This is a genomic window from Leuconostoc falkenbergense (genome assembly GCF_045801155.1).
GTDB lineage: Bacteria > Bacillota > Bacilli > Lactobacillales > Lactobacillaceae > Leuconostoc > Leuconostoc falkenbergense.
Genome location: NZ_CP174386.1, coordinates 1,935,734 through 1,950,067, shown reverse-complemented (window position 1 = coordinate 1,950,067; position 14,334 = coordinate 1,935,734). Strand labels below are relative to the sequence as shown.

Annotated in this window: 27 protein-coding genes and 1 pseudogene; 25 read left to right on the top strand and 3 right to left on the bottom strand. The window is 38.5% G+C overall.

Features of this window, described 5'->3' with window-relative positions; all coding sequences use genetic code 11:
• Positions 1-29 precede the first annotated feature (29 nt).
• Both ACI3ES_RS09900 and ACI3ES_RS09895 read right to left on the bottom strand, forming a co-directional pair.
• Positions 30-338 (bottom strand): hypothetical protein, encoded by a 309-nt coding sequence (locus tag ACI3ES_RS09900; RefSeq protein ID WP_317211851.1) that lies wholly within the window; start codon positions 336-338, stop codon positions 30-32.
• Positions 335-766: a hypothetical protein gene (locus ACI3ES_RS09895; protein ID WP_317211852.1), complete on the bottom strand. Its 432-nt coding sequence runs from the start codon at positions 764-766 to the stop codon at positions 335-337. Before ACI3ES_RS09895 ends, ACI3ES_RS09900 begins: the two co-directional genes overlap by 4 nt.
• Before the next feature lie 98 nt (positions 767-864).
• Between ACI3ES_RS09895 and ACI3ES_RS09890 the strand changes: the two genes are divergently transcribed.
• The 25 genes and pseudogenes from ACI3ES_RS09890 to ACI3ES_RS09770 all read left to right on the top strand — a co-directional run bounded on the left by ACI3ES_RS09890 (position 865) and on the right by ACI3ES_RS09770 (position 14,116).
• Positions 865-1,323: a hypothetical protein gene (locus ACI3ES_RS09890; protein ID WP_243132419.1), complete on the top strand. Its 459-nt coding sequence runs from the start codon at positions 865-867 to the stop codon at positions 1,321-1,323.
• Between the two features lie 326 nt (positions 1,324-1,649).
• Positions 1,650-1,838 (top strand): hypothetical protein, encoded by a 189-nt coding sequence (locus tag ACI3ES_RS09885; RefSeq protein ID WP_317211855.1) that lies wholly within the window; start codon positions 1,650-1,652, stop codon positions 1,836-1,838.
• A gap of 389 nt (positions 1,839-2,227) precedes the next feature.
• Positions 2,228-2,398 (top strand): hypothetical protein, encoded by a 171-nt coding sequence (locus ACI3ES_RS09880; protein WP_181809930.1) that lies wholly within the window; start codon positions 2,228-2,230, stop codon positions 2,396-2,398.
• Positions 2,398-3,630 carry a helix-turn-helix domain-containing protein gene (locus tag ACI3ES_RS09875; RefSeq protein WP_317211857.1) on the top strand — a complete coding sequence of 411 codons (1,233 nt, stop codon included), beginning with the start codon at positions 2,398-2,400 and terminating at the stop codon, positions 3,628-3,630. The genes ACI3ES_RS09880 and ACI3ES_RS09875 overlap by 1 nt, the downstream gene beginning before the upstream one ends.
• Before the next feature lie 30 nt (positions 3,631-3,660).
• Positions 3,661-3,867, top strand: a complete 207-nt coding sequence (locus ACI3ES_RS09870; protein ID WP_317211858.1) for a hypothetical protein — start codon at positions 3,661-3,663, stop codon at positions 3,865-3,867.
• A complete protein-coding gene (locus tag ACI3ES_RS09865) occupies positions 3,864-4,043 on the top strand; it encodes a hypothetical protein (RefSeq protein ID WP_273706676.1) in 180 nt (59 codons plus the stop codon). Before ACI3ES_RS09870 ends, ACI3ES_RS09865 begins: the two co-directional genes overlap by 4 nt.
• 58 nt (positions 4,044-4,101) lie before the next feature.
• The gene (locus ACI3ES_RS09860) at positions 4,102-4,230 is read left to right on the top strand and encodes a hypothetical protein (RefSeq protein ID WP_317211859.1); all 129 of its coding nucleotides are present in this window, start codon (positions 4,102-4,104) and stop codon (positions 4,228-4,230) included.
• Positions 4,231-4,279: 49 nt separating this feature from the next.
• Complete coding sequence (locus tag ACI3ES_RS09855) at positions 4,280-4,552, top strand: hypothetical protein (protein ID WP_317211860.1); 273 nt, start codon at positions 4,280-4,282, stop codon at positions 4,550-4,552.
• 70 nt (positions 4,553-4,622) lie between these two features.
• Positions 4,623-5,111: a terminase small subunit gene (locus ACI3ES_RS09850; RefSeq protein WP_114667446.1), complete on the top strand. Its 489-nt coding sequence runs from the start codon at positions 4,623-4,625 to the stop codon at positions 5,109-5,111.
• On the top strand, positions 5,111-6,403 hold the full coding sequence (locus tag ACI3ES_RS09845) for a PBSX family phage terminase large subunit (RefSeq protein ID WP_317211861.1): 1,293 nt from the start codon (positions 5,111-5,113) through the stop codon (positions 6,401-6,403). The genes ACI3ES_RS09850 and ACI3ES_RS09845 overlap by 1 nt, the downstream gene beginning before the upstream one ends.
• Before the next feature lie 6 nt (positions 6,404-6,409).
• Positions 6,410-6,631 carry a hypothetical protein gene (locus ACI3ES_RS09840; protein WP_273709460.1) on the top strand — a complete coding sequence of 74 codons (222 nt, stop codon included), beginning with the start codon at positions 6,410-6,412 and terminating at the stop codon, positions 6,629-6,631.
• Entirely contained in the window at positions 6,631-8,139 is a 1,509-nt protein-coding gene (locus ACI3ES_RS09835; protein WP_407631988.1) for a phage portal protein, read from the top strand. Before ACI3ES_RS09840 ends, ACI3ES_RS09835 begins: the two co-directional genes overlap by 1 nt.
• Positions 8,114-9,058: a minor capsid protein gene (locus ACI3ES_RS09830; RefSeq protein WP_317212168.1), complete on the top strand. Its 945-nt coding sequence runs from the start codon at positions 8,114-8,116 to the stop codon at positions 9,056-9,058. Before ACI3ES_RS09835 ends, ACI3ES_RS09830 begins: the two co-directional genes overlap by 26 nt.
• Positions 9,059-9,226: 168 nt before the next feature.
• Positions 9,227-9,811 carry a DUF4355 domain-containing protein gene (locus ACI3ES_RS09825; RefSeq protein ID WP_407631987.1) on the top strand — a complete coding sequence of 195 codons (585 nt, stop codon included), beginning with the start codon at positions 9,227-9,229 and terminating at the stop codon, positions 9,809-9,811.
• A gap of 4 nt (positions 9,812-9,815) precedes the next feature.
• Positions 9,816-10,646, top strand: a pseudogene (locus ACI3ES_RS09820) (N4-gp56 family major capsid protein).
• Complete coding sequence (locus ACI3ES_RS09815) at positions 10,639-10,899, top strand: Ig-like domain-containing protein (RefSeq protein ID WP_242029688.1); 261 nt, start codon at positions 10,639-10,641, stop codon at positions 10,897-10,899. The pseudogene ACI3ES_RS09820 and the gene ACI3ES_RS09815 overlap by 8 nt, the downstream one beginning before the upstream one ends.
• 63 nt (positions 10,900-10,962) lie before the next feature.
• The gene (locus ACI3ES_RS09810) at positions 10,963-11,301 is read left to right on the top strand and encodes a phage head-tail connector protein (protein WP_114667753.1); all 339 of its coding nucleotides are present in this window, start codon (positions 10,963-10,965) and stop codon (positions 11,299-11,301) included.
• An 8-nt stretch (positions 11,302-11,309) separates the two neighbouring features.
• A complete protein-coding gene (locus ACI3ES_RS09805) occupies positions 11,310-11,621 on the top strand; it encodes a hypothetical protein (protein WP_142511776.1) in 312 nt (103 codons plus the stop codon).
• Positions 11,614-11,973 carry an HK97-gp10 family putative phage morphogenesis protein gene (locus ACI3ES_RS09800; RefSeq protein ID WP_188353845.1) on the top strand — a complete coding sequence of 120 codons (360 nt, stop codon included), beginning with the start codon at positions 11,614-11,616 and terminating at the stop codon, positions 11,971-11,973. Before ACI3ES_RS09805 ends, ACI3ES_RS09800 begins: the two co-directional genes overlap by 8 nt.
• Positions 11,970-12,365: a DUF3168 domain-containing protein gene (locus ACI3ES_RS09795; RefSeq protein ID WP_142511778.1), complete on the top strand. Its 396-nt coding sequence runs from the start codon at positions 11,970-11,972 to the stop codon at positions 12,363-12,365. The genes ACI3ES_RS09800 and ACI3ES_RS09795 overlap by 4 nt, the downstream gene beginning before the upstream one ends.
• A gap of 13 nt (positions 12,366-12,378) precedes the next feature.
• Positions 12,379-12,969 carry a phage major tail protein, TP901-1 family gene (locus ACI3ES_RS09790; protein ID WP_407631986.1) on the top strand — a complete coding sequence of 197 codons (591 nt, stop codon included), beginning with the start codon at positions 12,379-12,381 and terminating at the stop codon, positions 12,967-12,969.
• Between the two features lie 70 nt (positions 12,970-13,039).
• On the top strand, positions 13,040-13,378 hold the full coding sequence (locus ACI3ES_RS09785; protein WP_004912507.1) for a tail assembly chaperone: 339 nt from the start codon (positions 13,040-13,042) through the stop codon (positions 13,376-13,378).
• A 113-nt stretch (positions 13,379-13,491) separates the two neighbouring features.
• Positions 13,492-13,800: a hypothetical protein gene (locus ACI3ES_RS09780; RefSeq protein WP_407631985.1), complete on the top strand. Its 309-nt coding sequence runs from the start codon at positions 13,492-13,494 to the stop codon at positions 13,798-13,800.
• 8 nt (positions 13,801-13,808) lie between these two features.
• Positions 13,809-13,964, top strand: coding sequence for a hypothetical protein (locus ACI3ES_RS09775; RefSeq protein WP_317211268.1), 156 nt, complete (start codon positions 13,809-13,811; stop codon positions 13,962-13,964).
• Between the two features lie 11 nt (positions 13,965-13,975).
• Positions 13,976-14,116: a hypothetical protein gene (locus tag ACI3ES_RS09770; protein ID WP_317211270.1), complete on the top strand. Its 141-nt coding sequence runs from the start codon at positions 13,976-13,978 to the stop codon at positions 14,114-14,116.
• Here ACI3ES_RS09770 and ACI3ES_RS09765 read toward each other — a convergent pair.
• Complete coding sequence (locus tag ACI3ES_RS09765) at positions 14,113-14,316, bottom strand: hypothetical protein (protein ID WP_317211273.1); 204 nt, start codon at positions 14,314-14,316, stop codon at positions 14,113-14,115. The two genes, ACI3ES_RS09770 and ACI3ES_RS09765, sit on opposite strands and share 4 nt — an antisense overlap.
• Positions 14,317-14,334: the final 18 nt, after the last annotated feature.

Below are 14,334 nucleotides of genomic sequence, written 5' to 3'. Positions count from 1 at the left end.
TTTTGATTATATATGAAGAAATTATAAGTCTATTTATGTGATGCTAAATACGCAATAAGCAAAGAAACTAAAGAAATTAGAGTTGATAAAGCAACAGGAAGCCAAAATCTAAATGAGTCTCTTTTGTCTTTGAACAATTCGATAAATTTAGCATTTAGATCTTCGCTCTTGACATAATGAGATAGTTTTTCATCAAAGTTTTTGGTTATTTTGGTTAATTGTTGTTCTGTATATGTGTACAGTTCACGTAATTGAACATAGCTTTGTAATTGATTATTTAAGGAATTTTCATCAACATAGACCATTCCTTTATGATTGGATTTTAAAGATGGGGTCATTTACTTTCTCCGTTTATATAAATCCAAATACTAGTTGACTTTGTATCTATAACCTCACTAGAACTCTTTAATTCAACTTTAAAGTTATACAATTTTGGTTTATCAAGACCATCAATTTCAACTTCAAAAAAACCTGTGACTCCTGTTAATTTTGATGTGGAGTTGTGAATAAGTGACGCGGTAGTTTCTGGCAGATCAGTCAAATCAATGGTTTGATTGTTTAAAATTGATCCAGATTCTTGTTCTGAAAGGAAAATGTCGTATGGCACTGAGTTATCTATGTTTAGCTCAACACTATAGTTCACATGCAGCTTCAGCGGAGTGTGGGCGAAATATCCTGCAGTAGCAATTGGAACAGGAATAACATTATCTTTCACGGTGATATTCGGATTTGAAACAAATGTATTTGAAATAAAAGAATTAGGCATAATTTTATCCAATGTATTTTAAATTAATTATCACACATTGGATTGTTATATCACAATATTAAATTTATAAATATAAGAATAGTTAAAGGAGCAAAGCGTTGAATTATGACCGCAAAAGAACAATTAAAAACGTGTCAAGTTTCTTCGGTGATCCAACCGCTATAAATAGTTCAAGTGAATTTAAGGACCTGATAGACTTGGCACATCTCACAAGTAATGACTTGATGTATCATTCACCGGTTATATCAGATATGCCAAAAGCAACTTCGTTTGGTAATCACACCGAAGATGCAACGATACGGTTGATGGAAAAGATGTCGGAATCAGAAATAGCAAAGTGGAAGATACAGTGCATTCTTCGTGCTATCAGAAACATGGACGGACGGTTTGGCAACTTATTGTTCAACCGACACTTTAGAAACATGACATTTGATGAACTAGCAGATTTAACTGGCTATTCAAGTGCTAATCTTAGTAAATTACTCAATACTGCATATTTAAAACTAGCGTTATGGACGGCTGATGAACTAGATTTGATAGTTTCAGTAGATGATTAGTAGAGATAGAGTAGAGATTGAGTATAAACACAGTGAATATATATGCAGTATATTAGTAGTGTTGATAGTTAACAAACAGGGTTATTGCTCATCCATTAAAAGCAACGTTACACACGCTTGCAGGAACAAGGATTAGTGGTAATGTAAAATAGATAGGTTGAAATATCTATCATTATGACAGGTCGCGGAACAGAACGCTCCAGTACCTTACATGAGCAACTGGGTTAGAAATATCGTTTGTAAGGTGCAAATCCTTACCCTGTTAATTAATTTGGTGGTATTATTTAGTTAGGCTATGTGCCAAAAAATAAGGACGGTAACTGACCATGAATAAAGATGAGATTGTTGAAAAAGTAAAGTCATTGATGAGTGAAGGTAATCTCGACAAAGCTAAAGATTTTATAGAAGAACACAAAGAAGATTTGGGCGAAAACTTTGATAAGCTGAAAGGCATGATTGATGATAATGCTGAAGGTGTAATTGGTAAAATCAAAGGGTTATTTGATAAGAAGTAACACGATGTGTTATCAAGCTGTTTGATGAAATAAGCAGCTATGAAAAAAATTCAACACGAAATTGTCAATGAAAATTATCATACCTTTGCAATGAAAGCAGTCGCTTGCCTGCGATTGCGTACATAGGTTCCAGGTATACAAAAAGCGCTCCCGGTTATTGGTATAGATTTAACCGATTTCGTGAAGTTGATAGGACATTGCACACTGGTCAGATGTCGATTTCTAACTGTTAGTGGTAAATTCAGTTAGATGTACATAAAAACTAAACTGGTTGAAAAAGACCAGTTTAAACACGCACCTTCACAGGTGCTTTTTTATTGAAAAGAAAGAAGAACTGGTATGACAACGTTTAAAGGCACATGTCGTTTTTGTCAGCAAAGAGAAGTGATATGAAAATAGATCGCGATTATGGACTTGTTGCCAGTGATGATGAATTAAACATCTACCGCAGGTTAGACAAGCAACAAAAATATAATAAGAAACACAAGAAGGCATCTAAACGCAAGTCAAATACAGACAAGCGCAAAGATGCCTTTTATGATGATAGGAAGTGGCGATAATGGGCTACACAAAATGGACTGATGAACATAAGAATAGAGTTGCAGAATTAGGCAAGCAAGGTTTGTCATCTAGCAAAATAGCGCAACGATTGTTTGATGAATTTGGTGAAAACTTTAGTAGGCGAACGGTATCACAATATCTTAGCACAGGTTCAACCAATGGACGTGTTAGGACAAAACCCAATCAACAATCAGACAATAAAGTCAAAGATGTAAAACGTGGCACTGAAATTGTCATCAACAAAGACGGTAGCACAACATCAACAACAACTATTGAAAACATGAATCGCGAAAAAGCAAAGGACATTGACTTTGTTTTGCGAGCACATGGATTTGCTCCAGAAGACTGGGACATCGTCTCTGCTAAGAGCAATTTCTGGCAACAGAATAGTGTTGAAAAAGGTTTGATTGACCTATGCCAGTCTAAGATTACGGTTAAGCCTAAAGTTGACAACGACATTAAGCGAGCGGTTGAAGTATTAACACGTGATATTAAACCGATTAAAGTTCAACAGTCAATTAACCCATCACGTAAGCGCAACTTAGTCATACCGATTACAGACAACCATTGGGGTATCACTCATTTATCCGATGTGCAAGACAAGTTGGCAGAACTACTAGATATCATTAAGCAAGGATATGGCACGATTGTTATTGAGATGATTGGTGACATGCTTCACTCGGATAAGATTAACAGCACCGAAACAGTCAGTGGCACAGTGCTTGAAGATGTCGATATGCCAAAGGCGATTGATGAAGCTATGCAATTTACAGAAGCCATTTTGGTTACAGCGTTACAGAATGCTAATACAGTGATGATTAAGTCAGTTGGCGGTAATCATGATTTTGATATCTCGTACATGTTTATGATCTGGATTAAAGAACGATTCAAACAAGCCCAAGTAGATGTTAACAACCGTTATCGCACAGCTTACTTATTAGGTCATGTGCTTATCTCAATTCAACACGGCAATGTAAACAAAAAGAATCCTGCACAGATACTAGCTAATGAATGCAGACACTTGTGGGGAATTGCAACGACAACTGAAATACATTCAGGACATCTTCACTTTGATAAGACAGAAGACCAAAACGGTGTTGTGTTCAGACAGTTCTCAACACCTAAACCTAGTGATGATTGGGAAACCATGAACGGCTTTGTTGGTTCAAACAAATTGATGTATGCACTTGAGTACAATGATGACCGATTGAAAGTTGAACACTTTATTTAGTTGCCGAGTGGCACGTTTAGGAGAAGTATTATGAAAACAGCAATCTTCATTATTGTATATTCAATAGTAAATACCCTTATTATTTCTAATGGCGGTGACAACTTCTGGGCTGGTTGGTACATGGGATTGTCAGTTATTTTTGTTTATCGAATTTTAGATATAATTTCTGAAAGAAAAGCCAAACACGATAAATACAAAGATTGGGCTGATAAATTGAATCGAGGAGAAAAATTATGATTAACACATTATTGATTATTGGAATTATTTTTGGGTTGCTTTGGTCATTTGCGCTCGTGTTCTTAATTACCTTTGTAATTAGATATATGATGAGAATGAATGATCGTCGCAAGAAGTTTGAAAAAGATTTCGACAAGGAATTTGATAAGATGTCTAAGCGTTTCGATAATTTCTAATCCAACCCACGTCTCTCTAGTAGTATAATTACATGACGAGTAGATGAGGGGAGATATTATGTTTAGACTTGCGGCAACAAAAAATACTGATGCAGATAATTTCTACATGTATCTTACACTGGCAGCGCTAATGCTTGGCATGATGATTGTGGCGGCTGTATATTATCATTTCAAAAATCGAAGATAGATTGATTAAGTGCTTTAGTAGTATAATTACTGCTATTGGAGGAATTAAAATGAAAGAAAAGTATTCAGTACAACCAATCAACTATCTATTCAAAAGAACGGTGTCGTTAGAAGATGAAATATCGTCCAGTTTTTTTATATGTTTAACGGAGGACATCGGAAATTATCCGATTAATCAAGTAACCAAAAAAGATATTTATACAATAATTAAATCTGAAGCGGATACGCATAAGATAGATTTATACGTAAACAATGATGGTACAATCCAGGGAGAGACACCTGCTAGAGAATTTGTCGCATGGATAAATGAAAATTTAAAGTGAAGTGCAAACAGAACAAGCGCATAAGCGCTTTTTATTTTGCAGTGAATTTGAAAGGAGGTGACACGATGACATGAAATTAACACCAAAGCAGAAGAAGTTTGCTGATGAGTATATCAAGACTGGAAACGCAACGCAGTCAGCGATTGAAGCTGGTTATAGTAAGAAGTACGCTAATACAAATGCACCAAAATTACTACAAAACACTACATTAAAGCAATACATAGAAAAGTGCATGGCTGAAATAGCGTCAAACCGTGTTATGAGCTACACAGAAGCCGTTGAATTGCTTACTAGTATAGCTAGAGGTGAAGAGAAAGAAACGGTCGTTGTGGCAACTCCTGTGAGTGTTGAGAAAGTCGAGAAAGAAGCAGATTTAAAGACAAGAATTAGTGCCTTGAAAGAGATACTTAAACGTTATCCAAACAATGACAAACTCATTGAGCAACAGATACGCAAGTTGAGCGCTGAAGCTGATATTGCACAAAAGAAAGCGGAGCTGCTATCTGGTAGCAATGGTGACATCACCATTAACATCAATCCATTTGAGGAGGATATTTAATGTCTACAATCAATTGGAATCTAGCTAAAATGGTCAGTAAGGCTTATGCGCCTTTATTTAATAGTAAAGCACGGTATATAGCGTATAAAGGTAGCCGTGGTAGCGGTAAGAGTGAGGGAGTGGCTACTAAGATCATTCTTGATATTGTGACAAAGCCATATGTGAACTGGCTTGTGTTGAGACGATACGCAAATACCAACAGACAATCAACATTCACATTATTACAAAAGGTTGCTAATCGCATGGGCGTTGGTAGCCTTTTTCAATTCAATGGTTCGCTACCTGAAATAACATATAAGCCAACAGGGCAAAAGATATTGTTTCGTGGTGCTGATAAACCATTGTCTATCACGTCAATAGCCGTTGAGCATGGTAACTTGTGTCGCTTGTGGGTTGAGGAATCATACCAGTTGGAATTAGAGGACACTTTTAACACAGTTGATGAATCTATGCGTGGTGTGATTGATTATCCTGATGGCTTTTATCAAACGGTACTGACGTTTAACCCATGGAACGAAAATCACTGGCTAAAACGTAAATTCTTTGATGAAAAAACAAAGGTTGCTGACTCACTGGCGCTAACAACAACATATCGTGATAATCCATTCTTAGATGATCAGTATATTGCAAAGATGATTAACATGAAAAAGACTAATCCTAATCGAGCAAGAGTTGCTGTTGACGGTGAGTGGGGTGTAGCAGAAGGGCTTGTATTCGAAGAGTTGTTCGAGCAGAAAGACTTTAGTTTAGAAAGTATTGCAAAACTACCTAAAACAATAGGGCTTGACTTTGGTTTCAAACACGATCCCACAGCGGGTGTGTTCATGGCGATTGACCAAGTAAATAGACTTGTATACGTGTATGACGAAATATACCAGCAAGGCATGTTGACGCGTGACATTGCGCAATCATTAGCTAAACACAAAGCTTATGGTCTGCCAATAGTCGCTGATAGTGCCGAACAAAGACTAATCGCAGAGCTGACAGGTGTTTACAACGTACCTAACATCAAAGCAGCAGGAAAAGGCAAGGGCAGTGTGGTACAAGGTATTCAATTCATGCAATCATATCATTACATTTTGCACCCAAGCGTTGAGGGACTGTGGGAAGAGATGAGCACTTATGTATATGACAAGGACAATATGGGAAATTGGCTTAATGAACCAGTTGACGCCAATAATCACGCTATTGATGCTTTGCGATATGCAATGGAGCCATTCACGTTTATGATTAATAATCACTATGGAAACTATCAAGAGCGTACGCAAATGCTTAAGAATTTAGGACTATAAAATACTATGAATAATTATCTACTACAATATTGGGCTTACAATCCAGAACGTGAAACAGACACGGTGTTACGCACAAAAGATGTACTAGTATCACAAGAAACAATAGATATGTTCCTTAATGGTAAAGACAAGCAATTCTTTGAGTTCGTTATTAAGGACGGCGAAAAGATGATTCTTAATAAAGACTACATTCACAGTCTGACCGAAGACTTCACAAGGAGAAATTAATGCAAAAGATTTTTAGTGATAATCAAAAAGCTAATTTAATCTATCAAGACAGCTTGGATAATCTGACGCTACAACGTGTTATGCAGTTTGTCAAACATCATAATCAGTATCAGAGACCACGACTTGAAAGGTTAGACGAGTATTACAAAGGGTTGAATGTTGGTATTTTAGAACAAGAGAGCCGCCGTGTTGATGAAGACAAGGCAGACCACAGAGCTGTACACTCATTTGGTAAGTACATCGCTGACTTTCAAACCTCATTCAGCGTTGGTAATGCCATTTCTGTTCAACATGATGATGACGCGAGACTTGATACAGTTGAAAACATCAACAACTTTGATGAGATTAACAGTGATCTATTCCTAGATATGACACGTTTTGGACGTGCCTATGAGTATGTTTACCGAGGACATGATGACATTGAACATAGTGTGGCACTAAGCCCACTAGAAACGTTTATCATCTACTCACTAGACGTTGAGCCGCAACCAATTATGGCGGTGCGCTATCACTTGATTGATACCATTGATGATGATGTTATCTCAAACGAGTACCGTGTTGAGACGTGGACTTCAACAGAATACACAAGCTACCAACCAACCTCAATTAATGGCACACCTGTACAAGATGAGGCAAGTGAACTGTACGTGTTCCCAATGATTGAGTATAAGAACAATAAGTTTAGAATTGGTGACTTTGAAAACGTTATCCCACTAATTGATTTATATGACGCAGCACAATCAGATACAGCCAACTACATGACTGATTTGAATGACGCTATGCTTGTCATCAAGGGTGATATTGATACATTGTTGCAAGGTTCAAGCATGATGAGTGGCATTGACCCAACAGACGAGAGCGCAGCAATGCAGTTAGCTAAAGACAAGATGGAAATGTTGAAGTCTATGAAGTCAGCTAACATGTTGCTATTGAAGTCTGGCGTATCAATGACAGGACAACAGACGAACGTTGACGCAGGATATATCCACAAAGAATATGATGTAAATGGTACAGAAGCGTACAAGGATAGACTCGCACATGATATTCATAAGTTTTCACACACACCTGATTTAACAGATGAAAACTTTGCAGGTAACGCTAGTGGTGTAGCTATGAAGTATAAAGTATTGGGAACGATTGAGTTAGCAAGTACCAAACGCAAGGCTTTTGAAGTTGGTTTGTATCAACGTTATAACATCATCAAAGCATTAGAAAATCTATCAGCAAGTGGTATGAGCGTAGATCCAAATGAGATTAGCTTTGTATTTACAGATAACATGCCGGTTGATGACGTTGCGACTATTGCACAAGTGGTCAGTGCAGGCGCTAGAGTGCCACAAGAGTATCTGTATCAATTCCTACCAAACGTGACTGACCCTAGTGAAATTACTGATTTGTTAGCACAAGAGCAGGCTACACAAGTACAACAAGCCAGAAATAGTTATGGTGTTCAAGTAGATTCAGAAAAGGCAGATGACCAAAATGGCACAGAGACCGAAACAAACTAATAAATATTGGGAAAAGCGTCTCAAACAAGAACAGGCCTACATGAACAAGGCAACAAACACTGATGATATTGTCAGACGGTATGATTTAGTCATTGATGATATTACACGTAAGATTGAAGCCGAATATGCAAGACTTGAATTACGTGGCTTTGAACGTAGCATTGTTGAAACTGCCGACATTGAAGCTTATGAACGCGAAGCCAAAGAGTTAGTGGCATACGCTAACAAATTACGTGATAAGTTAGGTAGAAACGCTGCTAAAACAGACTTTACAGCCGAAATGAATAGACGAATGAAAGTCTATAACGCTACAATGCGTATCAATAGGCTAGAATATCTCAAGTCACAAGTGGCACTATCACTGGTTAAGGCTGGCGTTGATACTGATGTTGACCTGCAACAGGAATTATCAGACAAGTATGTCGCCGAAAAGGCACGTCAGGCTGGTATTCTAGCTTCAACAGTCGTACCAATGTCACACACTAAGCTATTTAAGATAGTGGCTGCACAGGTTGATGGTGCTAACTTTAGTCAAAGAATATGGCAGAACACAGACAGTTTAAAGGCTGAATTGGACGTGTTGCTGACTAACAATATCATTCAAGGACAGAACTCTAGTGTGATTGCAAGACGTTTGCGAAGTTTGTTAAACGGTCAATACAAAGATAACGCCAGGTATATCACTGAACGATTAGCACGAACAGAGTTTACACGAGTGATAGGGCAAGCGCAGAAAGACAGCTACCGTGAAAATGACATTGAATATGTCAAGTGGATGGCTGAATCTGGTGCGTGTCGCTATTGTGTCGCTGCTTCAGAGGGTGGTTTAAGAGGTGAAGGCATATACAAAATAGGTCATGAGCCAAATTACCCTCAACATCCGAATTGTAAATGCAGTTTAGCGGCTTATTATGAATAACTTGAACACTGACGAAAGTTGGTGTTTTTATTTTGACCTGAATATGTCATGAAACTGTTCAAATAAGTGTGTATGGGCTGTTATTAGCGTTGTGCGTGGGCTTAATTGTGTGCGTGGGACAATCTAAAAGCGGTAACGGTGTGTATGGGCTAAAAAGGAGAAATTAATATGGCAGATGAAGTTGAAACGACGAACGCCAATCAAGTCGTTGAGGATAATCAAAACGATGATAAATTGACGTTTACACCAAAGGAGTTTGATTCAGAGGTTGATACGCGAATTGCTAATGCATTGGCAACGGCGAAAGAAAAGTGGGACGAGGAAAAACAGGCTGAAATAAATCAAGCCGAAGAACTCGCTAAACTTTCAGCAGCTGACCGTAAAAAGGCAGAAGATGAGGCACGACAAAAGGCGTTAGATGAACGCGAAAGTGCTTTGAATAGACGTGAATTAACGGTCAACGTGTCAAGCCTGTTGAAAGAGCGTGAATTGCCTACTGATTTAGCTGAATCGTTGGTTAAACTTGGCAATGCTGATGAAATCTCAACCGTTGTTGACAGCTTACAACAAGCAATTCAACAGGGTATCAACGATGGTGTTAAAGACCGTCTACGTCAAGACCCACCAAAGAATGACGCAACAAAAATCAGCGGTGATATTGGCAATGTGGAATTTAACGCTATGACCGCAGCAGAACGTGTTGCTTTCTCAAAGAGCAACCCAGAACAATTTAAACAGATTACAGGAGAATAAATAAATGGTTAACACATTAACACAACTAGCAGATTTGGTAAACCCAGAAGTATTGGCACCAATCGTATCATACGAATTTAAGCAAGCGATGCGCTTCACACCATTGGCAAGTGTTGACTCAACACTGCAAGGACGTTCAGGTGACACATTGAAGTTCCCAGCATTCACTTACATTGGTGATGCACAAGACGTTGCAGAAGGTGCACCAATTCCATTGGACAAGCTTGGTACAACGACCAAGAGTGTGACTATCAAGAAAGCTGCCAAAGGTACAGAAATTACAGATGAAGCAGTATTGTCTGGATATGGTGACCCTGTTGGCGAATCTACAAAGTAATTAGGCTTGGCAATCGCTAACAAGGTTGATAATGACATCTTGGCGGCAGCATTGACTTCTACACAAACAGTTAACTTCGCTGCAACATCAGACGGTGTTCAAGCAGCGTTGACAGTATTTGCAACTAATAGTGATCAAGACGATTCACCTGTTGTTGGTTTGTTTAACCCAGCAGATGCAGCAGCATTGCGCAAGGCAGCACGTGCAGAGGGTACAGGTTCAGACGTTGCACTAAACGCCTTGGTAAACGGTACTAAGTTTGAAGTGCTTGGCGTGCAAATTATCGAATCTAACAAGGTTACAGCAGGACAAGCTATCTTCATCAAGGTGAACCCAAGTGTTCCAGCTTTGAAATTGGTTATGAAGCGTTCAGCGGAGGTGGAAAACCAACGCAACATCATCAACAAGACTACCGTTTTGACTGCTGATGAACATTACACAGCTTACTTGTACGACCCAACAAAGGTTGTTGTTGCAAAAGCGAGTAGTGGTGTCTAATGGTATTACATTAAGTCAAAAGACAGCAACAATTAAAGTTGGTGCAACTAAGCAAGTGACTGTTTCAGCAAACCCAACCAACGCATCAGACGCTAGTGCTGTGGTTTCAGCAACTACTTTCTCATCAAGCGATGAGGCTGTGGCAACCGTAACAAATGACGGTACTATTACTGGTGTCGCTATTGGTTCGGCAACTATTACAGCTACTAGCGGAACATTCACCGCAGGAGTTGCTGTTACGGTGACAGAATAGTCGCATGGTGTCGCTTAATAAATAAACAATACTGCAAAGGGCGGCTATTAAGGAGGTGATGATTTGGAACTTAGCGATTTAAAAACTATGCTACAAATCAAAGATAATAAGCGTGACGATATTCTCAATCTTATTATCAAAAACACAACGCAAGCATTGTCGTTTAAATTAGGTTTAAAGGCTGGTGTCTCTATCCCTGATGTCTTAGACTATATCGCACTTGAAGTGTCTGTAAAGCGCTACAATCGGCTTGCTAACGAGGGTATGAGTTCGTATACACAAGAGGGACAAAGCATTACATTTAGCGCAAATGATTTTGATGAGTTTGCAAATGATATTGATGCTTGGAAAGATGAAAACGGCGTGAAAGATAATAATTCAGGTCGTTTTTTGTTTTTGTAGGTGACGATATGAGATTTCCAGACAATATTCAATTTTATTCAGAGGTCAAAGAACACTATGACCCAAAGGTTGGTGATTATGTGGGCGGACCCGAATTGGTTGGTGAAGCAATAGCCAATGTTACTGAAACAGGCACAAACACAAGTGTGCAGGACTTTGGCGACATTACCACCAAAAACCTTGTTATACGGCTTGTAAATGATATTGACTATAAGTGGTCATATCTCACTGTAAACGGCTTAGAGCAGAAATATAAGCCTATTACAACGAGGAAACCATTGAAGAATAACACGTTGATTGTAGGTGAGATGAATGAGTAATATAAGTTTTTCTGTTACCGGAGTTGATAAGTTAAGTAAAGCGCTGTTGTCTCGTGCATCGGCTGGTGACATCAAGAGTGTTGTCAAACGTAACACCACACAAATGCAACAACAGGCGATGTCTAATGCTTCAAGCGTATTTACAAAGGGGTATTCTACCGGAGATACAAAGAAAAGCATTGGTGTTTCATTCAAGGATAGCGCCATGAGTGGTGTAACTGGTTTGGGTATGGATTATAACCAATATACCGAATTAGGAACTCGTTTCATGTCAGCTGAACCATTGCTAAAACCTGTTTTCAATAAACAAAAGACGGTATTTAAGTCAGATTTGGAGAAGTTACTCAAATGATTAGTCCGCAAAAAATACTGTTCGATACTTACTACGACTTGTTACAGAGTGACGGCTACAATGTCTATGATTATTTACCGCTTGAAAATGAACCGGTTGATTATCCAATTGTGGTGATAGGTAACATACAACAAACTAGTGCAACAACTAAGTATTCACGCAATGACCATGTGTTCTTAACAATCGACGTATGGGGCAGTAAGAAACAACGCAAAAAAGTTAGTGAAATAGCTGATTACATTTATAATCTGGCGATTGGATATATTCAAACAGACAGCTACACGTTTTATGGGCAAGCAAACCAACAAAACATGCAGATGTCTATTGATACATCAGTGCCAAACACAACGTATCAGCGCGCTAACATACAACTAGAATTTACAGTAGATTAAAGGAGATTATTTAATGGCATTATCAACATTAAAAGGTGTCAACGCAGTAGCGTTCGCACGCAAATTGAGTAACGCTTCAACAAAAGAAGCCGAACTTATCCCATGGCAAACATCATTGTCATTTGACCCATCACGAGACAGTGATTCAACCGTGACTAAAGACGGCAACGTCAATACACAATCAAGTGTTTCAACAGATCTTGAAATTGAGTTTATTAACAACACATCAGCGATTGCAGACGCATTCTATGACAGTTTGCTAGATGGCGACAAGATGGAATTTTGGATCGTACACAAAGACCGCAAGAATGCAGAGGGCAAGTATTTCTCGTGGTATGTACAAACATCTGTATCAGAAGACAGTAACGACAACGATGCTGATGATAACTCAACTCGTGATGTTACATTCTCTGTTGACGGCACACCAAAGCGTGGCTGGACTGCACTAACAGAACAACAGTCAAGTGACGTTGACTATGTATTCCGCGGCTTGGATAAAGTTGCAGGTACCGGTCTTAAAGAAACCAATGGCGGTAAAGCTTGGGTTAAAGAGACTGACGGCGGCGTGAATGGCGCTCCGTCCGTTACGTCAACTGCAGTGTAACAGCCTTACGAAAATAATTAAATAACACAAAGACAGAGACGATTGAAGTGAGACGATAAAAGGAGAAATCATGCAAGTTAAAATCAACAATAAAGAAGTAGAATTGAAGTTCGGTGTGAAGTTTGTTCGTGAATTGGATAAGGTGGCAGGTCTGGACGTGAATGGTGCTTCATTTGGTATGGGACTTACAAAGTCTATCCCAGCACTTAACACAGCAGACCCAGCCGTATTGGCAGATGTTATTTATTCAGCTGCTTCAACTAACAAAGCATTCCGTCCATCACAAGATGATGTCGATAACTTTATTGATGACTATGATGGCGACCTTGAAAAGCTGTTTGATGATGTAACTAAAGAAATGTCAGCAGCTAATGCAATCAAGGTGGCTTTAAAAAACGCACAAGCCTAGATGATGAGGACACAGGAGAATACAAAACTAGTGAGCAAACATATCATGAAATTGTATTGAACAGCCTCACTCGTCTAGGCTTTTCTGTGTATCAAATGTATGAAATTGAGACTATGACGCTGCCTGATTATCAATTAGCTATGGAAGCGTACGCTATTAGACAGGCTTTGAGACGTGAAGACATAGCTTTACACGCTTGGTATAACCAAACTGTTCAAGCTACCAAAGGGAGCGACAAGCACCCTAAACCACGTTATCAAAAGTTTAGTGATTTCTACAATACAGCAGAACAAGAAGATGAAATACGTGCAAGTTTTGAGAGTGATTACACTTCCGAATTGACACGTAAACGAGAAGAAGAGGCGCTTATTCAACAGCGTTTCGCAAAGCTTCAAGAATTAAAACAAAAGAGGAAAGGTTAGTGTAACAAATGACAGAATCATACAAAATCACAAAGAAAATTGAAGCACATGGTTTAGAAGAATTAAAAAACCTGACCGAGCTATTGACTAAACAAGTTGGTCAGGTTGAAGAAACAATCAATAAAATAAATGATCTTGAGGTTAATTTTTCACTTAAAGATTAGATGAGGTATTGATGAATATGGAAAAAATAAGTATTGACAATGATATAAAGCAGTTAGCACACAAGGTTTTAACAAGTGATGGCATAGAAAAAAGCCCTGAAATGATCGGAGCAATTTCAAGACTTTTAAACACTTACTATGGATTTCATTAAACGGTAAAGTGGGAGATTTTGTTGGCATCAACATAGTTAATGTTTTCTTTAAAACCCAGCATTATAATATCGCTTTCATGATCAACTAGTCTATCGACGGCTATGGTAGAACCACTGTCCATTGTCACAATAACAGGTTTATGCAAAATTCCGTTGTCGTTTTGTAAAACGGTGACTAGTCTATTAGAAATATTACTCATAAACAAACTCCTTTCAAT